Genomic DNA, 21,123 nt, shown 5'->3' on the forward strand with positions numbered 1-21,123 from the left:
GATGGTCCCGCCGATGACGAACGCGTAACCCCTCACATCGACGGGGTGCCGGTCACCGCCCGTTCCGACAAGCAGGACGTCCCACCTGCAGCAAGATCTACGGGCACGGGACTCCGGCCCGGCGTAGTCGGATCGAAAAGCTGGACGCCCGAGTCGAGGACGCCGCATACGTCGGCTGGAGCGGTCCGCGCCCTCCACGGGGGTGCCCCGTCTTGTTCGAATGTCCCTCCCGGGCGGCAGAACGAGCAGACAGGTAATTCCCGGTGAGATCACCCGCCTGCCCTGTCCCAGGTCGTGTTGCCGCTGAGTGAGCTTTGGGGCGTGACCGTCCTGCTCTTCGTTGTTTGCGAGACGGGCTGCGGGTCTGGCGGCCAGCACGGCGGTTGGTCAATGCATAGCGACGGGCATGATGCCGCGCATCCCCAGGAGCGAGGTTTAGGCTGGTCGTACGGCATCGGTGGGGTCGCAGGAGATGGTGCCCGAAGGGCGGCAGTAACGCGACGACGGTCCTTGCTCACCCGGAGCAGGGGCGGGTGCACGGTGATCGGTGTGCAGAGGCGCGCGGGGCGTAGCGGTTTGAGGAGTGTGGCCGGAGGGCCGAGGACGGTTGCCGGGCCGGCCGAGCGGGCTACGGCAGCCGAGGAGGCGCAACTGCGGCGTGAAGCGCGCCGCCGGGAGTTCGCGGTGTTCTCCGTGATCGCCGTAGGTGGGGCGGTAGGGGCGGGCGCCCGCTACGAGGCGGGTCAGATGTGGCCCATCGGTAGCAGCGCGTTTCCGTGGACGACGCTGGGTGTCAACGCCGTTGGCTGCCTGATCATCGGCGTTTTTCTGGTGGCGGTCACCGAGGTGTGGTCGGCGCACTATCTGCTGCGGCCGTTCTTCGGCACTGGGGTGCTGGGCGGATTCACCACCTTCTCCACGTACTGCGCCGACATCGAGCGCCTGGTCTCACAGGAACGGGCCGGTATTGCGCTGGCCTACCTGGCGGTAACCGTCATGGCCGCCATGGCCGCGGTGACGATCGGCGTGGCAGCCGCGCGCCGTGCCATGACCGGAAGGATGCAGTAATGAAGCTCATGGGTCGCGCACTGCGGATGACGGTCTACGTAGACGACACCGACACCTGGCATCACAGGCCGCTGTACACGGAGATCGTGCATCGTGCTCACGCGGCGGGACTGGCCGGGGCGTCGGTCTTCCGCGGGGTGGAGGGGTTCGGGGCGTCCTCGATCGTGCATACCACCCGGTTGTTGTCGATGGCGGACGACCTGCCGACTGCGGTCGTCATCGTGGACGAGGAGGACCGGATCCGTGGCTTCCTGCCGCAGCTGGACGAACTGGCCATCGAGGGCCTGGTCACCCTGGAAGAGGTCCAGGTGGTGCACTATGTGGGGCGGGAGGCCGTGAGCCGATGAGGCTCTTGCTGGTGCTGCTCGGTGGCGCCATTGGTGCCCCGCTGCGGTATCTGACAGACCGCACGGTCCAGGCGCACCACGACACCGTCTTTCCCTGGGGCACTTTCGCCGTCAACATCACCGGCTCGGTGATTCTCGGGGTGCTGACGGGGGCAGCGCTGTCCGGCTCCGCGTCGAAGGAGGTGCAGCTGTTCCTGGGGACGGGGCTGTGCGGGGCGCTGACCACGTACTCGACGTTCTCCTACGAAACGCTGAGCCTGGCCGCGGCCGGCGCGAGGTTCCTGGCGTTCGTCAACGTGGCGGCCTCGGTCATCGCGGGGCTCGGAGCGGTGTTCATCGGCTTGGCCGTGGCCAAGGCCGTGTTCGGATAGGCCCCGCCCGCGCCATCCGGACACCGGTGGGGACACCGTTCGCTCCGTCAGCGCCGCCCCCGTCAGACGGCGTCTGCGTGCGTCTGGCCGATGCAGACAACCTCGACCTCTTCGACGATCACCAGGCCCTCGGTGACCAGTTCCTTCACCGTGGGCAGGAAGCGCCGGATGCGTTCCTCTTCGTCGACGATGACGATCGCGAGGGGAAGATCCTGCTTGACCGACCACAGCCGGTAGCCGTGGATGACTGTGGATGCCCCGTAGCCCTCCACTCCGCGGAAGACGGACGCGCCGGCCAGTCCGGCCTGGTGGGCCCGGTGCACGATCTCCGCAACCAGCGGCTTGTGCCTCCAGGTGTCGCATTCCTCGATGAACACCGTCAGCTGCAGGGCCCTGTCAATTAGCCTCATGGTGTCCTCCTGGCCGCACGCGGTGCGTGCCGCGCCGCACCCCGCACCGCCGCGGTGAAACCAGCCGTGAACGTCAGACCGCCCGAGGCCGGGTACCCGACGTTGTCCATGGAGAGAGAACCTGCGCGCCGCATGTCCACGGCGCCGCGCATGCGTGAGCCGATCAGCCTGGAGACCGGTGTACCCCGTGACCTGCGGCTTACTGCCTTTCATGCCGTAACCCTCCTACTCGTGTGGGCCCACAGACGGGCAGACCAAGTTTCACGAGTAGGGACTGTTGGCGGCACCGAAGGTGCCGCGGTTCGGGTACGGCGAGCCCCACCGCCGCGCGACCGCCGCTGACAGGACAGAGGCGCCGCTTACAATGAAGGCTACTCCCGCAGACGACCGGCGGCCGATCACCACATCCCGTGCAGCCCCGGCCCCCAGCACCGCGGCCCCGGGCGCGGCCAAAACCCGCAGGGCCGGGTATCCCTGGCCGGGGGCCGCACCGCCTTGCCGACCCGCTCGGCGATCACCAGCGCGCATGCCGCCCGCAAGACGCCGACCAGACTGAGCACCTGCACGGTGACCACCGTCAAGGCGTACCGGCGAGTCAGGCCCCAAAAGCGCCGGGTACGGTCCACCAACGGCCCCTATACCAGCCGCAGCCCCAGCGCAGCGGCATCACCCGCGCCGGTCATCACCCGACCACAATCGCCGACGCACCCAGCGACGCCAGCAGCGGACCCGTCACCGAACGGGCGCCCTCGTACACGAAGTCCGCCCGGCTCCCGTGCCGAATCACACCAAGATCCGCCATCCCCACCCCGACGCCGGCCGCCCGGACGGCGTGTACGAATCATCCCCACACCGCCTGCGCCACCGCCGCACCGACGAACACCGCTCCCAGGCCGGCCACCACATTGGCGACCACGTTGGCGGCGGCGAAGAACCGCGCACCGTCCTCGGCCAGCCGCAGCGTCTCGTACGAGAACGTCGAATACGTCGTCAGCGCCCCACAGAACCCTGTGCCCAGCACCAGTTGCACCTGCGGCGACGCCGCACCCGCCGTCACCGCCCCCGTCACCAGGCCCGGCACCAGACAGCCCGCCACGTTCACCGCGAACGTGCCCCACGGAAAGACGGTGTCATGGCGGGCCTGCACCGCCCGGTCGGTCAGATAACGCAACGGCGCGCCAACCACCGCACCGGCAATCACTAACAGCCAGTTCACCGCGCCTCCCCCTCCCCGCCTATGTACCGGCTTACCTCGACGCCGTCGTTCTCCGCCCCGCCTGCCAGCCGTGTCATCGCCCGGCCCTCCCACCGACCACGCGGCGCGTCACCGACGCCCCGGCCCACACCCCCGCCAACGCCGCCAACAGCGTCAGCCCCAGGTACGCCAGCCCCGCACCGGCACGCCCGCCGTTGACCAGCCGCTGAATGTCCACGGCGTACGTCGAGAAAGTAGTGAACCCGGCCAGCACTCCGGTACCGAAGAACGACCGCACCAGCCGGGGCGCGTCCCACACCTGGGTGATCACCACCATGAACACCCCGATCACCGCGCACCCCACAGCGTTCACCGCCAGCGTCGTCCACGGGAACGCCACCGGCGCGAGCGGCCACAGCAGCCCCACCCCGTACCGGGCTGACGCTCCGATGGCACCGCCGAACGCCACCACGCGGATGACCGGCCACTGCCCCCGCCACGGCGCACCTTGCCGCAGGGACTGCTCATCAAGATCGGGATCAATAGACGAGTCCACCACCGATGACTGCCGCCACTCAGTCTCCATACCCGCGTCTCCTACTCGCCGGGCACCCGGCATCCGGGCGCACACCATCGCAAGTAGGGACCGTTGGCGGCATCCTCGCCGCAGTTCGCGTACGGCGGGCCCCACCACCGCGCGGCACCCCACAGGCACCGCATGCCGCCAGAGTACCGGACCCGCCCGCTGCCGCTACCGCCCGCGCAGGGCGCGGCTACGGCATGCTCACCGCAGCGACATGCCCACGCCACACGCCTTTCCCCTCCGCCGGCCAGCGAGCCAGTCCGCATCCATTCGTCTCGGTCGCAGCGGGGCTATGGGTCAAACGCCGTGGTGGCGAAACCGAAGCATAAGAGAGTTCACGTGGCGAGCTTGGCGAGTTCCTTGCAGCAGGTCAGCACGGCGGCGAGGCCGAGGAAGGCGAGGAAGTGGCTGCCTTTGCGGTCGTACCGGACGGTGAGGCGGCGGTAGCCGAACAGCCAGGAGATGGACCTCTCGATCTTCCAGCGGTGGCGTCCGAGTCGTTCGGTGGACTCGGACGCCTGGGCGGGCGATCCGGATGATGACGCGTTTGCACAGCCAGGACAAGGTGTCGGCGGAGTGGTACGCCTTGTCGGCCCGGAGCTTGGCGGGGCGCCTGCGGCGCGATCCGCGCCGGCCCACGCAGGCGATGCCCTTGGCGCAACTGAAGCACGGCGAAGGCAGAGAGAAGCAACACCACTGTTGCAACGCTCCCGGACTGGCTGCCCAATTGAACTGGGCATTTAAGCCGCAAAGACAAGCACTCGATGCGTAAGAGATGGCGGGATAAAGTAGGCGTTGCGGCCTCGGTCCAGGTGCACCCGGTAGAACGTCATGGATCCGACGAGGTCCTCGACCGTGCGGAGTGGGGCGTCGGAGGCCGCCTACGCGCTGGGGGCGACCGGCTCGCGCTCCGCGGCGCGGGTGCGTCGGCGGTGCAGGATGGCTACGTTCCAGCGTTCCAGCGTGTCGGCCTGCGGGGTGTCCCGGAGCTCGTCGTCGTAGGAGATGCGCAGGTGTAGCTCGGAGGGATCGCCGGGGAGCGAGGAGGGGTCGATCACGGCGGCAGCGTAACGAGGGCCACCGTGTTCGTGGACGACAGAGCCCCCGGATTCCAGGTTGTGGAATCCGGGGGCTCTGCGTGATGGAACCGGGTGGAGTGCGGGTCAGACCTCGGTGGAGCTGCCTGTGGGGCTGTGCGTGCGCGTGCGGCGTGCCAGGAGCAGAGCGCCTCCGCCAGCTGTGATCAACACGGCTGCGCCGCCGATCAGCCACGGTGTGGCGTCGGCTCCGGTGTGAGCGAGGGAACCTGCCGGCGCCTTCGGCGTGGATTCGCCGGACGAGGCCGCAGCGACGGATGAGGAGTCGCGCTCCGATGTGTCGCTGCCCGCGGCAGACGACGCGGTGCCTCCGGTACCGCTGCTTGACCCATCCGGACTCGACGGGGAGTCGGTGGGCTGGTGCGTCGGCTTGTCCGAAGGATCGGGCTTCGGGACGGTGGCCGTCTTGGCGTTGGTGACGGTCACGGTCACCGGGGCTCCGGGACCTGCGGTGAACGTCTTCTTCGGCTTGTAGAGGCCGTAGCCAGCGGGGGCCTTGATCTCCTTGACCCAGAACTGCATCCTGCGGCTCGACACGGGCAGTTCACCCGAGGCCGTGCCCTTGGCGCCGGTGGTCAGGGTGAGCAGCGTGGAGGTGCCGGTGCCGATGTTCACGGTCGCGCCGGGCAGGAGCTTGCCGGTCTTGTCGTCCTTGGCCTGCAGGAGGACCTTGGCTGCCTTGAACGGGTCGGTGATCGTCAGCCGGGTGGTGTTGCCGGGGGTGACGATGACGTCTTGGTCGGCGACGGCCTCGTGGAGCGGGCTGCCGGTGGCCGTCTGCTTGAGCCGGTAGATGCCCGGCGCGAGGTCGGGGAAGGTCAGCTTCCCTTGGGCGTCGCTCTGTCCGCGTCCGGCTTCCTGGCCGGCGGAGTCGAGCAGCAGGAACACGGCGCCGGGCAGGACGCCTCCGGCCGTGTCCTTCGCGGTGATCTCGACGCTGCCCGCGTCCGGGGCTGGTGTCTCGGCAGGCTCGGCTGAGGCCGAGGGGGCCGGTTCGGAGGGCTGGGCGCTCGCGGCCGGCGCCCAGATGAGGGTGCTGGCCACCGCGACGGTGACGGCGGCGGATCGGACAAAGCACACGGGCACGGGGAAGAGAACTCCTCGGATCTGGAAGCAGGACAGGTCAGCGGGTCCGGCCAGGGGCCGGGGCGGGAAGCGGCGGAGCGACGGGCGTGTTGCCGTGCGGAGGCTTCGTGGTCGGGGTGGCGATGTAGAGGGCGCGTCGGGTCTGGACGGGGACGTCCTGGACGGTGCGGTGCAGTGGCTCGGTGGAGATGAGCGAGGCGGTGAAGGCCGCGACGAGCGTGGTGGGCGCCCGGAAGGAGAAGTCCGCCTTCCAGTGCGGTTCGTCTGGATGGCCGCCCCAGGCTCGCCAGGCCGGCCCGCTGGAGCCGCTGATGGCGTAGCGGTGGCGCACGCCGCCGAGTCCATCCTGGCTGAGGAAGGTCTGCGTGCCGTCGGTCTTGACGTCGTGGCTCCAGCCGCGGGTGAACAGCGGCACGTACACCTCCTGCGCCGCCGTATCGTCCTGGAACAGCCGGTCCTGGTCGCTGTGCAGGTCTTCGAGGTAGAGGTCGAGCAGTTCGGTGTGGACGTCGTGGACCAGTTCGACGGGGGTGGCGGCGTCGAAGTTGATCCACCAGTCCGCAGGGGTGAACGGGGTCCGGTGCGCGGTGATCACCCACGTGCCCTTGCCGCGCTTCTCGGGCTGGGGGTCGTAGATGGTCTGCAGGCGCAGGCACGGGCTGAACGCGGCAGCCGGACCGTGATCGGCCTGGGCGAACGGCCAGCCCTCGTCGTAGGGGAAGTCCCACGTGGTGCGAGGGTCGACGGCGCCGGGCCCGGCCAGATGACGGGGAAGGACCTGCACCGGCTGGGCCGGTTCGAGGTTCTCGAAGGGGTGGGTCATCACGGGCGGGGACTCCTGCTGAAGGGTGCGGAACGGCTGGGTAGGCGGTGGGGGCCCGGCTCAGCGGGCATGGGTGCCGTTGCGGGTGACCGGCGCGGCGGGCGCCGGTTGCGCGGTCCGGCCTGCGGCGCGGCCCGGGGTGGATGTGTTCCAGGCGCCGGGGAACCAGACGGCGGTGTACTGCTCGATGGCGTCGCGTAGCCCGGTGGTGACGGCTCCGTCCCACGGAGGCCGCTTCCGGCGGTGGTACTTGTCGATCACTCCGTATCCCTGTGTGTTGGGACGGGTGTTGTTGGCTTCGTCGCGGCGGTGGAATGTGCCGTGGTCCAGGAAGCTGAGTGCCACCGCGTCGATCTCCCCGCGGTCCCGGTGGGCGATCGCCGCCCGCAGCCCGCCGTAGGTGTCCGCCTGGATGGTGCGGGTGAATTCGATCCGCAGCCGCAGTGGTGTGCCGGGGGCGGGGGCGGCGAAGTAGGTGTTGCCCACCACGGCGTGGTCGGGGAACGGGAGGCAAAGCTCTGCGAAGAACTCGGGTGCCTGCAGGAACAAGAAGGGGCTCCGGTCGAGGTCGAGCTGGTGTTACCGGCGAGGGCCGGGCAGCGCGGGCTGGCTGGTGGTGCTCCAGCGCGGGACGCTGGCGGCGGGAAGCGCGGCCGGGCGGTGGGAGGCAATGCGCCGGACGTCGAGGGGGGTCGGGATCGACGGGCCGGTCGGGAGGATGGGGGTGAGCTGGGCCAGACCGTCGGCGTAGGTGTGGGTTTCCTGTCTCCACCGGGGCAGGGGGGCGGGGTCGCTGAGGCTCTCGGTGACTGCGCGGATCAGTGCGGTGGGTGTGTCGGTGCTGGCGGTGGCGTACCACAGCGGGTGCTCCGGAGAGGCTCCTGCCCACAGGTGCCATCTCGCCTCGCGGGTGGTCAGTTCGGCTGCCGGGTTGAGAGCACCGGTGGTGTACTCCACCACGCCGAGCCCGTCTCGCGACTCGACGGCGAACACTCCCCAGCGGGGGTGGTCGATCCGCCAGCCGCGTTGCAGCAGCGGGACGAACGCCCGGAAGAAGTCGCTGTCGACACGGTCGTGGACCGGCGTGGCGAGGTAGGCGTCGGGGCCCTGCTCGTAGGCAGCAGCGAGCGCGGTGGTGAAGGCAGTGACGAACTCGGTGGGACACCGGTCGTTGAAGCACACACCCCAGGCGGGCAGGCCGAACGGGTCCTCGTAGGCGTTGATGCGCCACAGCCCGTCGTCCGGGCCTTCTGAGAGATAGCCGAGGCGGACCGATCCGTCGGGTGCGCCGAGGTAGAGGTTGCCGCGGCCGTCGTAGGTCGGCGGCCAGTCCAGGCGGAGAAGCGGGTCGAGGGCGGGGTCGCCGTTCAGGGTGGCGAGGGCGAGATGGCGCGGGAAGACATAGGCGTCACCGTCGAGGGTGTCGTCGTGGGGTGGCACACGGCTCCGGTTGGAAGAGAGTCAGCGGGTGCGGGTGGAAGCCGGGGACGGCGGCACAGGGACGGGCGGGCGGAGGGCGGACGCGGTGGTGGCGCGGCGGCGCAGTGCAGCCCTCGCGGCGCGTTCCTGGTCGCCGAGGAGGCGCTGGTCAAGGTGGACCGGGGCCTGGGTGACGGCGGGGGCGCAGGGGGAGTTGTGTGGTTCAGCGGCGAAGGCCGGGGCGGGGGCCGTGGGCCGGTGCGGGCGGGGGTGTGGCGGTGGTCCATCGGCGCACGCTGCGGGCCGGGACGGCGGCCGGGCGGCGGGCTGCGGCGGCCCGCTGGACGTCGAGCGGGGTCGGCGCAGGTGGCCGGGGCGGTGTGACGGGGGTGAGCCGGGCCAGCTGAGCGAGCCGCGGGTCGAGTGACTGCTTGTAGCGCAGGACGGGGGCGGGGTCGGCGAGGGCGGCGGCGGTGGCGGCGATCAGGTGTTTCGGCGTGCGTGCGGTGAAGGTCGCCTCGGCGCGGGCTCCCCAGCCGGGCGGTCCGGCCCACAAGGTCACCGTCTCGGCGTCGGGTCCCGTGGTGACGACGTCGATGCTCGCTCCGGCCAGCCCGTCCGGGGAGACGATCTCCAGCCTTCCGCGGGAGAGGGGCTTTTGCTCCCAGCCCGCGTCGAGGAACGGCCGCACCGCGTCGCTCCAGTAGTACGAGCGCGAGGTGAGGAAGGAGTCGCTGTCTTCGTCCCACTCGGCGGCGAGGGCGCGGGTGAGTCCTTCGGTGATCTCGGGTGGGGTGTTCTGGTTGATGCGCGCCGTCCAGCGGGGAGCGGAGACGGGGTCCTCGGCGGCGCAGATCAGCCACGTGTCGTGGTCGTCGCCGAACCATCCGATGCGGATGCGGTGGTCGGGCGAGGTGACAACCAGCTGGCACGGGCCGGCGTCGGGGCGGTGGTGGGGCCAGTGGGTCACCGGGGCGAAGCTCGGGTCGGCGTGGCCGGGCAGCCCGGCGAGGTAGCGGGGTGAGACGTACACGTCCCCGCCGGTCCACAGGTCGTTGGAAGACACAAAGGTCCTGAAGAGATGAGGGGTTGGGAGGGGAGTCAGTGGGGGCCGTGCAGCAGGGCTGCTTCGAGGTCGGCGATCCGGCCGGTGTAGTGCAGGGTGCGCAGGCCCAGGCGTTCGGCGGCCTGGCAGTTCTCCGCCCGGTCGTCGACGAACAGCACCCTGCGCGGATCACGGGCTCCGGTCGCGGACAGTGCCTGCCGGTAGGCGGCGGGGCCGGGCTTGTTCGTCTGGAGCCGGGCCGAGTAGAAGGCGCGGGTCATGAGCCGGCGGCACCAGTCGGTGGCGTCGAGGACGTCGCTGAGGTGGGCGGGCGCGTTCGACAGCAGGAAGAGCGGCAGCCCGCCCTGGTGGGCGCGTTCCAAGACTGCGAGGACGCGGTCGTCGGTGGTGGTCCACATGTCGGTGTCGGCGTCGCGCAGCTGGCGCAGCAGGCGCGGGCCCGGGTGGGCGCCGAGGACCTTCGCCCAGTACGCCATGTCGCTCAACTGGCCTGCGTCGTACGCCGGTCGGGCGGCCCAGACGGCTTCCTGGAACCCTGCGAGATCCTGCTCGGGCCAGTGGGCGGTGCGGGCGAGGTGCCGCCACTGATCATGTACGGGCTGCGCGCCGAGGACGCCGTTGTAGTCGAGGATCGCGGCGTCGAGGCCGGGGTGTGCGCTGGTGGTACGGGTCAAGGGGTGGGATTCTCCAGGGCGCGGTGGGCGAGAGCGGCGACGGCAGCTGCGAGCAGGGCGGGCAGCAGCAGGGCCGTGGACAAGGAGGTGGCGCTGGCGAGGGCACCGATGAGGGCAGGCCCGGCGAGCAGGCCGAGGTAGCCGGTGACGGAGACCGTGGCCACCGCCGTGGGCCCGCCGGCCCCGGCAGCGCTGATGAGCGAGGGGATGGTGGTGGACAGCCCGAGGCCGAAGACGGCCCACCCGGCCAGGGCGACCGGCACGCTGTCGGCCGACGCGCCGGTGGCCAGCCCGGCCGCCGCGAACAGCGCGCCGGCACGAACCACGGCGGGGGCGCCGAAGGCGGCGGTGAGCGTGTCGCCGGCCAGCCGTCCGGCCATCATGGCGGCGCTGTAGAGGGCGAACGCTGTGGCGCTGACCGCCGTCGTGGCGTGCAGGCTGTGCAGGTGGACGGCGGCCCAGTCGGCTGCCGCTCCCTCGCCGAGCAGGATCGCGGCAGCCAGAGCGCCCAGCAGCCACAGCTTCGCTGCCGGCAACGCCCAGCCGCCGTCGGCCCCGGCTCCGGTGACCGCTGCCGGTTGACCCATCCCGGTCAGTGCGCGGGTGCGTGATGCGGTGCAGAGCACGGTGGCGGTCAGGATCAGTCCGGTCACCAGGAAGAGGGTGGTGTGCGGTGTACGGGCCGTAGCGGCGGCGAGGGCGGCACCTGCGAGGGCGCCGCCGGAGTAGGCGGCGTGCAGGGACGCCATGATGGGCCGGCCGTATTCGTTCTGACAGCGCACTGCCGCCGTGTTGAGGGCTACGTCGAGGATTCCGTGCGCGGCCCCGAAGGCCAGTGCGGCCAGGAGTAGCCAGGAGAGGGCGGTGCACTGGCCCAGGGCGGCGAGACATCCGGCGAGGCCGGCTCCGCCCGCGATCGTGAGGGCGGGCAGCCGCTCCGGCCGGGCCAGGCGACCGCCGGTAGTGAGGCCGGCGACCATCCCGAGAGCGGCGGCCAGCAGCACCAAGGACAGTCGTGCGGTGCTCAGTTGGGCGGCGAGCTGGACGGCGGGCATCCGTGCACTCCAGACAGCCATCACCGCGCCGAGTCCCAGGAAGTAGCCCGTCAGCACGAACCGCTCGCGGCGGGCGGAGGCAGTCGGCCGGCTCATGCCGCCCGGTCCCGGGTGGACCCGTCGGCCGTACGGGGTGCGATGTGAATGCCGACGCTGCCCAGGGCCTGTTCGGCGCGGGCCTGCGCCACGTCGGCGGCGGGCCCCGTGGTGATCAGGTAGCCGATGCGGGCGGTGAACATGTCACCCCCGTCAGCGGGCAGCAGCAGATCGTCGCCGACGTGGTGCTGGAAGTGGATCCGCTCCAGCCACGGCGGCCGGTCTCCCTCGTACGCCAGGTGGTCGAGGGTGCCGGAGGTGTCCGGGTACAGGAGCCGGATGGCGGCAGCCGAGGACCTGGTCGGGGTGAGGTCGGGGGCCCGGCCGCAGGCGATGTCGGCAGCAGCACGCGGCAGGTCGACCCCGGTCGCGAGCCGGACCAGGTGGCCGATCATGTCGCCGCCGATCCGGCCGTTGACCTCGACGAGCCGCGGCCGGCCGTCGACCAGGCGCATCTCGACATGGCTGACGCCGTCGGTGATCCCCAGCGCGCGGATCGCGGCCCGCGCCACCGGGGTCACCACGTCGAGCAGCGGGTCTGCGGCGTCCACGCAGTGGGCCAGTTCCTCGAAGAACGGAGGAGCGCTGACCGTCTTGCGGGTGACCGCGACCACGGTGGTCTCGCCGCGGTAGGAGACGCACTCGACCGACACCTCGGGCCCGTCGAGGTACTCCTCCACGAGCACGCTGGTGGATTCCCGCCCGAGCCCGGCCGCCCGGTCGGCGAACGCAAAGGCAGCGGTGAGCTGGTCGGGGGTGTCGGCGCGGATCACGCCGATACTGGCCGCGTGCGCGGCGGGCTTCAGCACGAGCGGGTAGCCGACCCGCTGCGCCGCCTCCTCCGCCTCGGCCAGGGTCCGCACGCTCACCGAAGTCGCCGACGGAACGCCGTGCCGTGCGAACAGCGCCCGGGACGTGGCCTTGTTGCGGCAGGCCCGCATGGCCTCCGGGGCGGTGGTGGGCAGGCCGAGCTGGCGCGCGAGGCGGGCCACGGCTACGAGGTACCACTCGGTCCAGGTGAACACCCCCGCCAGGTCGTGACGTTCGGCCAGCATCCGGCCGGCGGCGGACAGCGCGGCCTGGTCGGCCGGGTCGGAGACGACGACGCAGTCCCGCAGGTACGGCACCTCCCACGTGGGCTCTTCGCTGGTGATCAGAACTAGGTCGTAGACGGCGGCCACGGACTGAAGGCAGTACGCGCGGTATGCCTCGGCCTCCATGTCGGCTGCGGCAACGACGAGGACGGCGGGGCGGTCGGACAAGGGCAAGCTCCTTGGATGCGGAGGAGGGAAAGGCGCGGGGGAAGCGAGCGGACCGCGTGGCACCGGGACAGTGCACGGTCGCCCCGGAGGGGTGGGTCGCGGGCAGAGGCCGCTCACGCAGCCCGCGCACGGCAGGGGCCGCGTGGGCGAGGCGGCCTAACCAGGCCGTCTTCGGCCGGCAGAGGGCACGACGGCGGTGTAGTGGGAGGGTGTCAGGCAGCGCGGCGGCGGCGCAGTTCGAACAGCCCGGCCCAGTGAGGGTGGTTGTCGATCAGGTGGCGGGCGTAGAGGGCGGTGAAGTTGTTGTTCAGCCCGGCGACGCCGTGGGGAAGTTGGCGGCGCAGGTCCTCGAACAGGTCCTTCAAGCTGACGCGGGTGGCGCCAGCGGCCAGGCGACGGGCGGTCATGCGTTCCAGAGCGCGGTAGACGTGCGGGTTGCGGGCGTCGAAGGCGTGGAACTGCTCGGTGATGGTGCGGCCGGTCGCGCGGTGCGACCCGAGGGCGGCGATGGACATGACGTTCTCCACAGGCTGGGGGCGCAGCGGGTTCAGGTGCGCAGGGCGGGATCCGTGCGCAGGCGGGCGAAGGCACAGAGCAGGCCGAGGGTCTGCAGGGCCGCGCAGACGGTGATGACGGGGCCAAGTGCGTCGGGCGGGGTGAGCGCGGTGAGCACGCCGGCGGCGGGGAAGGGCAGCAGGAGGATGAGGATCGTCGCCGACAGGGTGCTGGCGAACTTGTCCGGCGGGATGAGGCGGGAGCGCAGGGTGCGCAGGACGACCGCCAGGCCGCCGTCGGCCGCCATGAGGACGGCGACCAGGAGGAGGTAGGACTGGTAGTCGGGGGCCTGGGCAGCGGCGAGACAGCCGAGCGAGGCAAGGGCAGCGCAGGCGGCGCCAACGGGCCACAGGCCGAAGCGGTCCAGGGCGAACCGGCAGAGCGTGACGCTGAGGAGCGTCGCTGCGGCAGCAGCGGACCAGACCAGGCCGACAGCGGTGGTGGACTGCCCGAAGTGCTGGACGACGATCACCGGGCCGGCCGCCTGGAGGAGGCCGGTGGCCAGGTTGGACAGGGTCAGCCCGGTCACGAGCCAGCCGAGCGCGGGCAGCGAGCGGATGGTGCGCCACCCGGTGAGCAGTCCGGCACCGGACTTCCCCTTCGCCCCAGGGGCCGGTGCCACAGGCGAGGGCGGGGTGTGCAGGGCGAGCAGCGCGGCGATCAACGAGAGCACGGTGATCACCGCGAGCATCGACGGCGGACCGGCGAGCAGCAGCACGCCGGCGAGCGCCGGACCGGCCAGGGTCGCCGTCTGGTCGATGCCGAGCAGGACGGCCTGGACACGGTGGGCCCGCCGTCCCGCCCTGCGTCCGGCGGCGGCACCCGCCGTCTCGGCCGCAATGTAGCTGAACTCGGTGAGTACGCCGGTCGTTGCCGCCAGCACCATCACGGTCACGCCCGCTGCGGTGCCCGCCGGGTGGAAGTGGAGCAGGACCGCGCCGGCGGCCAGCGCCAGTGCCCGGCCCAGGGCAGCCCGGTGGAAGACCACCGCGGCACCGTGCCGGTCGACAACCGATCCGGCCCGCCCGAACGCAGCCAGCCGCGGGATCCACTCCAAGGTGAACGCCACGCCTGTCAGTGCCGCGGAGCGCGTGGTGGCCAGGACGAGCAGCGGGATGCCGTAGGTGGACATCGCGAACGCCAACGCGTCCGCCGTGCGCGGCAGGCAGATACTGCGCACCAGCCCGCTGGTGTGACGTGCGGGCCAGGGTACGACTGCTCGGCTCACGCGGCCGGCTCGGGTTCGGGCGCCCTGCCCACCTGGGGGTTGTCGGCCAGCCACTGGATCAAGAGCATGCGGGGACGGGTCAGGCCCGCCTCGCCTTCGCCACCGCCCAGCGGGGAGGGATTGTCGACGGACTCACCGGTGAGCGAGGGTGCCAGCAGACCGAGGACGTGCCGGATGCGGCTGCTGAACTCGCAGACGGGGGCCGGGACGGCGTGACGCCGGGCCCAGCGGGCCATCGCGTCGTACAGGTCGGCCAACTCCGTCCCAGGCTGGGTGAGTTCCAGTCCGGCGCCGGGCGTGATCCGGATGAGACCGTGGGCGCGGGCCGTGTCGGACGCGCTGCGCACCTGATGCGTGGAGAGGTCGGACAGGGTGCTGGCTAGCCGTCGCGGCGGTATGGCGCCGTTGTCGTCGATCTCGGTGACCAGGCGGACCAACGGCCGCGAGGCGAGCAGTTCGACGGCGCGCAACGTTTCGGCAGAGGTAATGGCGGTGCTCATCGGCGCGGGCCTCCCGCCGGGATGGCTGCCTTCGGGTGGGCGGTCGCGGCGTGCGAGAACAGATCCCGGTTGTGCCAGGCCGGAGAGGTCTGGGGTGTCCGAGCGGGTGCCAGTGCCGTGGGGGCCGGCCTCGGCTGGCTGCTGATCCATGGCCTCGGCGCGGGCTTCGCCTGCGGGTGCCCCCAGACCGGGTGCTGGGCGGCTGCGTCGAGGGGCTGCCCGGCGGACCAGGCGGACAGGGCGCCGAGCACCGGGCCCAGGCCATCACCCGCTGCGGACAGCCGGTAGGGACGGCCTATGCCGTCGGTGTCGGCCAGGCCGTCGGCGACGAGCTGCCGTAGCGGCGGGTAGATGTTGGTCCAGTCGCTGCTGGGCATCACGATCCGGGCCAGGGCCCGCCCGCTGACCTCCTCGCGGGACTTCAGCACCCACAGGATGGCGGCGGCGTGCCGCCGGGTGAGGAGGGTGAGGCTGTCCTCGATCTGCTCGATCGCGGGCAGCGGGCCGTCCGGCGTGTCCAAATAGTTCTCGGCCCAGGTGACGATCACCGGCAGTACCGGCAGGAGGCCAGCGCCACGCTCGGTGTGGCCGTAGGTCACGTGCCGCGCATCATGTGCGGTGCGCTCGACCAGACCGGCGTCGCACAGCGACGTGAGCTTGGAGTGGAGCTGACCGTCCCGGAGCCAGGGCATCTTGGCCGCCAGCTCGCTGTAGCGCAGCGGCGATCCGGACAGGGTCAGGAGGATCCTCACGCTCCAGCGCGGGGTGATCATGGCGAGGGCCTCGGTGACCCGTGCGATGTCGGCGTCGGTGTCAGGGGGCAGAGCGGTGGTGGCCAAGGGAGGAACTCCTGGGTGATGGAAAGGGGGGATCGCCTGCGGGTCAGCGGCTGTGCACCGGGCTCGGCGCCGCGAGAGGCGGAGCCGGGGCAGGCGGTGAGGGAGCCGGCGGGACGGGCGTCGGGGCCGGGACGCGGGCCAGGCTCTGCAGGACAGCGGTGACCAAGGTGGCTTGGACGTCGCGGACGGCGACGGCTTCGGCAAGCCGGCGGGTGCCGTCGAGGAGGTGGGACACCTCGTGCGGGCCGATCTGCCGCTCGGGATGGATGAGGCGGGCGAGGTGGCCGCGGTGGACGTCGATGCTGCGCTCGGCGAGGGCGAGGGCGTCGTGCATGCCGAGCAGGGCGGAAAGCATGCCGGGCGGCTGGTCGCATGCGTGGGCTGCGAGGTCGGCGAGCGGTGCGCCGTGCAGGTCCTCGATCCGTCCGGCTATGTCGGTGGACGTAGGGCGGGGCAATCGGGGGCTTTCACGGTCGGCGGGCCCGGGCCGCCCCGGCACCCGGCGGTGCCGGGGCGGCGGAAGAAGGGACGGCTGCGGTGGTCTTGAGCTGCGTGGTGCGGACGGGACGGGCCTGCTGGGCGGGCGGAGGCATGGTGCGCAGCAGCTCGCCGAGGGCGGCGCGGTAGCCGTCGCGGGCCTCCAGTGCTGCCTCCAGCCACTGCGCGTCGAAGCGGAGCTGGTCCGCCGACAGCTCGCCCATGTCGCGGTTCGGGTCCATGTCCGCGTGCACGCGGTCGCGGACGCGGGCGACCTGCTCCTCCGTCAGCGCCAGGAAGGAGCGCAGTTCGAGGACGCGGGTGAGCGCGGCCGATGCATCGTGGCCGACAGCCGCCTCATACAGTTCCGAAACCGGGGCCCCGAAGACCTCCTGCAGCTCGTCGTCCATGGTGCTGGCCCTGTCCCGGCTCAACGGACGGGCCTTCCCGGCTGCCTCGCCGACGCCGGTGCGGGTGTTCCCGCGGGCCGGTGGGGGGCGCTGGTCTGTACCGCCGGCCCGGTTCGGGAGCGCGGGCGGGCGAGGCGTTCGGCGGCGGGATCCTTCTTCCCCGGAGCGTCCGGGTCGAGGAGCCACCGTACGACCATGGCCCGGCCGTCGCGGGTGGTGACGGCTGCGTTCACGCGGTGGGCGAGGCTCATCGTCGGGTCGTCGACCTCACTGGGCTGTGTCTCCAGCGCGGCCAGAAGGTCGTCCTCCGCGCGGTCGAGCGCGGACTGGGCCTCTGCGAGGAGGCCGTGCCACTTGACGACATCGGTGGCGGCCGGATGTGCCAGGGGTGCGGCGGCGACCGCGGCCTTCAGTCGGCCGATGTCCATGCCGAAGCGCGCTTCGATCCGTTCGGTGAGGACGCCCAGGACATCCTTGACGTCATCGGATATGCCGTCGGACAAAGCGAGGACTCCTGTTCTGGGAATGGGGGTGGAGCGCATGCGGAAGAAGCCTCCGAAGAGACATAGGGATTGCGTGGATTGGCGCTGCGGGGAGGTTGTCCCGGCTGCAATAAGAGTCCGGAGAATCGCCGGTTTGGCTAACCGGCGATCGTCGGCTATGTTGCGCCGCCCGCGTCGGGCCGGGCACTCAGCGCGAACGGCCGGGCGGTCGCGGGGCGGGGGACTTCGCCGCACCGGCCGGGCGGCTGGCCGCGGACGTCGGACGGACCGGCGGGAGAGGCCGGGCCTCGCCCATGAGGCGGTCCTCGCACCACTGCAGGGCCTGGCCGGCCGTGTCGAAACCGCCCTCGCGCAGGGTGTGCGTCCACGTCTGGGTATCGACCTCTTCGACCACGACACGGAACGGCGACAGGGCACGCTCGTCCAGCGCTCGCAGAGCCACCACGACGACCATGTCGTCCGGGTCGTCGCTGGTGTAGGAGTAGCCCATGGCGTAGTGGTCACCGTCGCCGACGAGGCGCCGCTCCAAGGCCCGCGTGGCCTCGTCCGCCGGCGGCGGGCCACTCAACTCCGGGTCGAGGCCGATGGCATCGGGCGGGCAGCCCCGGTGGATGAGCCAGGACTGCGCCATCGCGGGCAGCGGCAGCGGTTTCTGCTCGAAGGCGAACGTCTTCTTCTCGTGGTCCCGTTGCAGATAGACGGCGAGCACCTGCGGCCGGCCGGGGTGTCCCCAGGTCGCGGTGCGGTCGAACAGGACGTAGTAGCTGTGCGGCCCGTCGTGGTGTTCGGCCATGGCAACGAGCATGTCCTCGCGGACGCCGACATTGCGGTAGAAGTCGAGGTACTTCTCCTCGTCGGCGTCGAGGGCGTCCAGACCGAAGTCGACCTGGGGAATGGGCTTCCTAAACGGCGCCGTTTCGGCGTAAGACAACAAGGGCCTTTCGGTGAAGATCAACGCCGCTGCGCCGGAGCCGACGGCGACATGCCGGGTCGAGCCGGCACCGTCGGCGCCTGTGTCGTGGATGTCCGGCGGGCAGCGACCAGCGCGGCTCGTCCCGTGTCGGTGAGCGTGACCGGCTGGCCCGCGTGCACGGGGTGGCCCGAGTCCCGGACGACCAGACCGGCCTCCTCCAGCCGCAGCACCTTGGCATGCGGCATGCGGGTGCCGGAGGCTGCCGTGACGCTCATCCGGCCGGTGAGCAGGTGTTCGTAGAGCTTGGCTCCGCCAGCGATGGCGAGCAGCGCCGCCTCGTCGTCCGTCGAGAGCTGCTTCGCCTCGGGCGCTGCTGCGGCTTCGATGGGTTCCAGGGCGGCGAGCACCTCCCGAGCGGCGGCGTCCCGCACAGCGGCGGCCTCCTGCAGCTGTTCCACGGTGCGGTCGATGCGCGTGAACAGGGCGTCATCGACGTCGAACCCGCCGGACGAGAGGCGGTTGAGGAGGCACAGGTAGAAGGTGACACCGGTCTGGGCCGTAGCCAACTCGCGATGCCGGTCGACCAGATGAGCGTGGGGCTCATCGAGGACGCCACGGTCGCGGAAGTCCCACAGCGTGTCGACGTCGTGGCCGGTGACGGCTTCGATGTGGTGGTCGAGCGGGGAGACCGCTCGCCGGACTGCGGGCAGTGCGGGTTCAGGGGGCATAGGCGACGCTCCGTTGCGTTCAGCGGGTGGGATGGTGCGCGGGGTTGGATGCCGGACGGGGCAGACCCGGCGCCGCGATGGGCGGCGGGGCGGGCCGGGGCACAGGAGTGCGGGTGGTCAGCTGCGGGGAGCGGGAGCGGGCCGCGTGGGTGCGGGCGCTCAGCGGCCGGCGGGTCATCCCCAGGCGGCGGCCGACCTCGTCGTAGACGTCATTGCCCGCGCGCGGCCGGATCGCGACGACGTGGATCTCCTTGTGGAGAGGGGATCCCGCGGGCGCCGGACGGACGGCGTAGACGACGCGCCAGTCCTTGCGCGAGTCCACGAACAGCTTCCTGAAGCCCTCCAGGTCACCGTCGAGACGCAACCCGAAGCGCTGCGCGTTCACGACTTCCTGCAGGTAGGCGAGGGTTAGGTCGCGGATGTCGCCAGGGGCCTGGAGGAGATCGGTCAGCGCCCGGGGATCAAGGCTCAATCCAAAGGCGGGCTGTCCCACTCCCGCGGTCACGTCGCCAGCTCGTACGACTCGGGCGTCCCGGCGGCCTCCTCAGCGGTGGCCCTCTGCATGCGCACGGACGGCTGCGGGCCGGGCAGGAGACGGTGCGCGGGCCGGTCGGGTGAGGTCATGCAGGCCGACAGCGGCCCGCCCGGCGCGCGGATCGCCGCGACGGCGTGAGTGAGGAAGTCCCGGTGCCACACGAACATGCCGGCCAGCCCGGCTTCGGGGCCCTTGTGCTGCTGGTAGGCGAGCCACAGGGCATGGAGCCAGGCCACGACGTCGTCGTGCTCCTGCCACTGCAGGCACCAGGGCGCCGCGGTGGTGACCTCTGCCCCGTAGACCGGGAGGAAGAAGTCGTCGACCCAGTCGGACAGGGCGTCGAGTTCGTCCTCGCGTTCCTCGCCGTCCAGTTCCAGGATCGGGCGGGGCTCCGGTGGAGCGGCGGCCGGCGGGCCGCCGAGTCCCGGCATGCCGAACGCGGCGAACGGTGACGCGCTCGGTGACGGGTCGGCCGCGAGATGGTCGAGCTGCTGGGCCTGTTGCGCCGACTGCTCCATGAGCCGCCGCACGGTCGCCTCGATTCCCTCCAGCTGCGGATCCGGAATACGAATCGGCTCCAACTCTCCGCCATCGGCGGGTTCTACGGATTCGGGCATCGAGAAGTTCGGCCTCCTACAAGACACAGAACGAGGGAAAACCGGGGCCCCTCACGCGGCGCCGCCGGCAGATTGCGCGATGCGCCGGCGGTATGACGCCGACGGCTGCGCGTGGGGGCTGGGCGGCGGGCAAGGGCGCGGCTCAGGCGGTGAGAACCATGTCGTCCTGCGTGAGAGTTGAGCGGAGCGTCTCGGTGAGCCGCTCGGCCGCGATCGACGCGTAGTGCTCGGTCTTCTCCACCCCGATGAAGTCCCGGCCTTCCAGCAGGGCGGCCACGCCCGTGGAGCCGGAGCCCGCGCAGAAGTCGAGGACCGTTCCCCCCTCGGGGCTGATCTTGACCAGCTCGCGCATCACCTCGACCGGCTTCTGCGTGATGTGCCGGCGCTGCGCGCCCGAGGGCTGCGACGCCGAGTACATGCCGGGAAGATAGACGGGGTTGCGGGAGCCGTCGATCGGCCCCTTGCTGGCCCAGACGATGAACTCGCAGTTCTGGGTGAACCGGCCCTTCTGGGGCCTGGCCTGAGGCTTGTGCCAGGCCAGCACCCCGCGCCACAACCACCCGGCAGCCTGGATCGCATCCGTCGTCGTCGGGAGCTGGCGCCAGTCGGTGAACAGCAGCGCCGTCCCGCCGGTCTTGGTGAGACGGTGCGCTTCGGTCATGATCTGCGTCAGCCAGAACGAGTAGGACCTCTGGTCCATGTTCTCGCCGGTGAAGTCGGCGAGGTCGTTCTTGGAGTCGGCGGAGGTGTACTTCTGCTTCGCGGAACGTGTGGTGCGCTCCTTCGCCGTCCGGCCCCCGGAGTTGTACGGCGGGTCGGTGATGACGGAGTCGACACAGCCGTCCGGGAGGCCGACGAGAACGCTCAGGGCATCGCCCTGGTGCAGGGAAAAAGGCAAAGAGGAACCCCAATTTCGGGTACGGAATCGCAGAGGGAACCACCCGTCTCGCACGGGAGTCCTCGCGGGCCGGAAGTGGGCATGCAGAAGCCCAGGGCCACGGACCGAGGAAGGCGAGGGGGAGTCCAAAAACTGTAGAGGCGAATTTGCCGACGGCCAAGAAGTGCGTTCCTGAGGTGCCGGATTCCGGCACCTCACGCCGGCTTTTTGTTCAACCGCCGATCCGCGCCTACTGTTTTTGAACCGCCCGGCGCACACCGCCGCTGGCTCACCCCCTGCCACACCTCGCGGAGGTACCCCCTGCCCTGGCACACCTAGCTCACGGCCCGGCCACGCGCAGCGAGCGGCAACTCACCGCGTACCGGCCC

At 71.2% G+C, this 21,123-nt stretch carries 27 protein-coding genes; 3 read left to right on the forward strand and 24 right to left on the reverse strand.

The genetic code is table 11. The features are described from left to right. Window positions 1-684: 684 nt before the first annotated feature. From crcB (AB0D59_RS31995) to crcB (AB0D59_RS32005), 3 genes are read left to right on the forward strand one after another with little or no spacing between them, the layout of a single operon-like run. Complete coding sequence (crcB, locus tag AB0D59_RS31995; protein WP_362572831.1) at window positions 685-1,068, forward strand: fluoride efflux transporter CrcB; 384 nt, start codon at window positions 685-687, stop codon at window positions 1,066-1,068. Next, window positions 1,068-1,415: a DUF190 domain-containing protein gene (locus AB0D59_RS32000; protein WP_362572834.1), complete on the forward strand. Its 348-nt coding sequence runs from the start codon at window positions 1,068-1,070 to the stop codon at window positions 1,413-1,415. The genes crcB (AB0D59_RS31995) and AB0D59_RS32000 overlap by 1 nt, the downstream gene beginning before the upstream one ends. Next, entirely contained in the window at window positions 1,412-1,786 is a 375-nt protein-coding gene (gene crcB, locus AB0D59_RS32005; protein WP_362572837.1) for a fluoride efflux transporter CrcB, read from the forward strand. The genes AB0D59_RS32000 and crcB (AB0D59_RS32005) overlap by 4 nt, the downstream gene beginning before the upstream one ends. Before the next feature lie 62 nt (window positions 1,787-1,848). Here the strand turns inward: crcB (AB0D59_RS32005) and AB0D59_RS32010 are convergent, their stop codons facing one another. The 24 genes from AB0D59_RS32010 to AB0D59_RS32125 form a co-directional block, all read right to left on the reverse strand. Further along, window positions 1,849-2,196, reverse strand: a complete 348-nt coding sequence (locus AB0D59_RS32010; RefSeq protein ID WP_362572840.1) for a DUF190 domain-containing protein — start codon at window positions 2,194-2,196, stop codon at window positions 1,849-1,851. 841 nt (window positions 2,197-3,037) lie between these two features. After that, window positions 3,038-3,412, reverse strand: coding sequence for a fluoride efflux transporter CrcB (gene crcB / locus AB0D59_RS32015; RefSeq protein WP_362572842.1), 375 nt, complete (start codon window positions 3,410-3,412; stop codon window positions 3,038-3,040). 73 nt (window positions 3,413-3,485) lie between these two features. Continuing rightward, a complete protein-coding gene (locus tag AB0D59_RS32020; RefSeq protein WP_362572845.1) occupies window positions 3,486-3,977 on the reverse strand; it encodes a CrcB family protein in 492 nt (163 codons plus the stop codon). An 878-nt stretch (window positions 3,978-4,855) separates the two neighbouring features. Continuing rightward, entirely contained in the window at window positions 4,856-5,032 is a 177-nt protein-coding gene (locus tag AB0D59_RS32025) for a hypothetical protein (RefSeq protein WP_362572847.1), read from the reverse strand. 105 nt (window positions 5,033-5,137) lie between these two features. Next, entirely contained in the window at window positions 5,138-6,157 is a 1,020-nt protein-coding gene (locus AB0D59_RS32030) for a SpaA isopeptide-forming pilin-related protein (protein ID WP_362572850.1), read from the reverse strand. 37 nt (window positions 6,158-6,194) lie between these two features. Beyond that, entirely contained in the window at window positions 6,195-6,980 is a 786-nt protein-coding gene (locus AB0D59_RS32035; RefSeq protein WP_362572853.1) for a DUF317 domain-containing protein, read from the reverse strand. Between the two features lie 60 nt (window positions 6,981-7,040). Beyond that, window positions 7,041-7,529 (reverse strand): hypothetical protein, encoded by a 489-nt coding sequence (locus AB0D59_RS32040; protein WP_362572856.1) that lies wholly within the window; start codon window positions 7,527-7,529, stop codon window positions 7,041-7,043. Between the two features lie 30 nt (window positions 7,530-7,559). Next, a complete protein-coding gene (locus AB0D59_RS32045; protein WP_362572859.1) occupies window positions 7,560-8,420 on the reverse strand; it encodes a DUF317 domain-containing protein in 861 nt (286 codons plus the stop codon). 202 nt (window positions 8,421-8,622) lie between these two features. After that, on the reverse strand, window positions 8,623-9,465 hold the full coding sequence (locus AB0D59_RS32050) for a DUF317 domain-containing protein (protein ID WP_362572861.1): 843 nt from the start codon (window positions 9,463-9,465) through the stop codon (window positions 8,623-8,625). Window positions 9,466-9,500: 35 nt separating this feature from the next. Beyond that, a complete protein-coding gene (locus AB0D59_RS32055; protein WP_362572863.1) occupies window positions 9,501-10,139 on the reverse strand; it encodes an HAD-IA family hydrolase in 639 nt (212 codons plus the stop codon). After that, the gene (locus tag AB0D59_RS32060) at window positions 10,136-11,290 is read right to left on the reverse strand and encodes an MFS transporter (protein ID WP_362572866.1); all 1,155 of its coding nucleotides are present in this window, start codon (window positions 11,288-11,290) and stop codon (window positions 10,136-10,138) included. Before AB0D59_RS32060 ends, AB0D59_RS32055 begins: the two co-directional genes overlap by 4 nt. Beyond that, complete coding sequence (locus tag AB0D59_RS32065; protein WP_362573027.1) at window positions 11,287-12,510, reverse strand: ATP-grasp domain-containing protein; 1,224 nt, start codon at window positions 12,508-12,510, stop codon at window positions 11,287-11,289. The genes AB0D59_RS32060 and AB0D59_RS32065 overlap by 4 nt, the downstream gene beginning before the upstream one ends. 254 nt (window positions 12,511-12,764) lie before the next feature. Continuing rightward, window positions 12,765-13,067, reverse strand: coding sequence for a hypothetical protein (locus AB0D59_RS32070; RefSeq protein WP_362572869.1), 303 nt, complete (start codon window positions 13,065-13,067; stop codon window positions 12,765-12,767). Window positions 13,068-13,099: 32 nt separating this feature from the next. After that, a complete protein-coding gene (locus tag AB0D59_RS32075; RefSeq protein ID WP_362572871.1) occupies window positions 13,100-14,335 on the reverse strand; it encodes an MFS transporter in 1,236 nt (411 codons plus the stop codon). Next, window positions 14,332-14,835 carry a regulator gene (locus AB0D59_RS32080; RefSeq protein WP_362572874.1) on the reverse strand — a complete coding sequence of 168 codons (504 nt, stop codon included), beginning with the start codon at window positions 14,833-14,835 and terminating at the stop codon, window positions 14,332-14,334. Before AB0D59_RS32080 ends, AB0D59_RS32075 begins: the two co-directional genes overlap by 4 nt. Next, window positions 14,832-15,674, reverse strand: a complete 843-nt coding sequence (locus tag AB0D59_RS32085) for a winged helix-turn-helix transcriptional regulator (RefSeq protein WP_362572876.1) — start codon at window positions 15,672-15,674, stop codon at window positions 14,832-14,834. Before AB0D59_RS32085 ends, AB0D59_RS32080 begins: the two co-directional genes overlap by 4 nt. Window positions 15,675-15,717: 43 nt before the next feature. After that, on the reverse strand, window positions 15,718-16,131 hold the full coding sequence (locus tag AB0D59_RS32090; protein WP_362572879.1) for a hypothetical protein: 414 nt from the start codon (window positions 16,129-16,131) through the stop codon (window positions 15,718-15,720). A gap of 10 nt (window positions 16,132-16,141) precedes the next feature. After that, window positions 16,142-16,585, reverse strand: a complete 444-nt coding sequence (locus AB0D59_RS32095; protein WP_362572881.1) for a hypothetical protein — start codon at window positions 16,583-16,585, stop codon at window positions 16,142-16,144. Beyond that, window positions 16,582-17,064 carry a hypothetical protein gene (locus tag AB0D59_RS32100; protein WP_362572884.1) on the reverse strand — a complete coding sequence of 161 codons (483 nt, stop codon included), beginning with the start codon at window positions 17,062-17,064 and terminating at the stop codon, window positions 16,582-16,584. The genes AB0D59_RS32095 and AB0D59_RS32100 overlap by 4 nt, the downstream gene beginning before the upstream one ends. A gap of 187 nt (window positions 17,065-17,251) precedes the next feature. After that, the gene (locus AB0D59_RS32105; RefSeq protein WP_362572887.1) at window positions 17,252-17,998 is read right to left on the reverse strand and encodes a hypothetical protein; all 747 of its coding nucleotides are present in this window, start codon (window positions 17,996-17,998) and stop codon (window positions 17,252-17,254) included. Window positions 17,999-18,015: 17 nt separating this feature from the next. Continuing rightward, complete coding sequence (locus AB0D59_RS32110; protein WP_362572890.1) at window positions 18,016-18,705, reverse strand: hypothetical protein; 690 nt, start codon at window positions 18,703-18,705, stop codon at window positions 18,016-18,018. A gap of 19 nt (window positions 18,706-18,724) precedes the next feature. Then, the gene (locus AB0D59_RS32115; RefSeq protein WP_362572893.1) at window positions 18,725-19,210 is read right to left on the reverse strand and encodes a hypothetical protein; all 486 of its coding nucleotides are present in this window, start codon (window positions 19,208-19,210) and stop codon (window positions 18,725-18,727) included. Beyond that, on the reverse strand, window positions 19,207-19,758 hold the full coding sequence (locus AB0D59_RS32120; protein WP_362573030.1) for a DUF4913 domain-containing protein: 552 nt from the start codon (window positions 19,756-19,758) through the stop codon (window positions 19,207-19,209). Before AB0D59_RS32120 ends, AB0D59_RS32115 begins: the two co-directional genes overlap by 4 nt. A gap of 241 nt (window positions 19,759-19,999) precedes the next feature. Continuing rightward, the gene (locus AB0D59_RS32125) at window positions 20,000-20,755 is read right to left on the reverse strand and encodes a site-specific DNA-methyltransferase (protein ID WP_362572896.1); all 756 of its coding nucleotides are present in this window, start codon (window positions 20,753-20,755) and stop codon (window positions 20,000-20,002) included. Window positions 20,756-21,123 lie beyond the last annotated feature (368 nt).

The organism is Streptomyces sp. NPDC048417 (genome assembly GCF_040651615.1).
GTDB lineage: Bacteria > Actinomycetota > Actinomycetes > Streptomycetales > Streptomycetaceae > Streptomyces.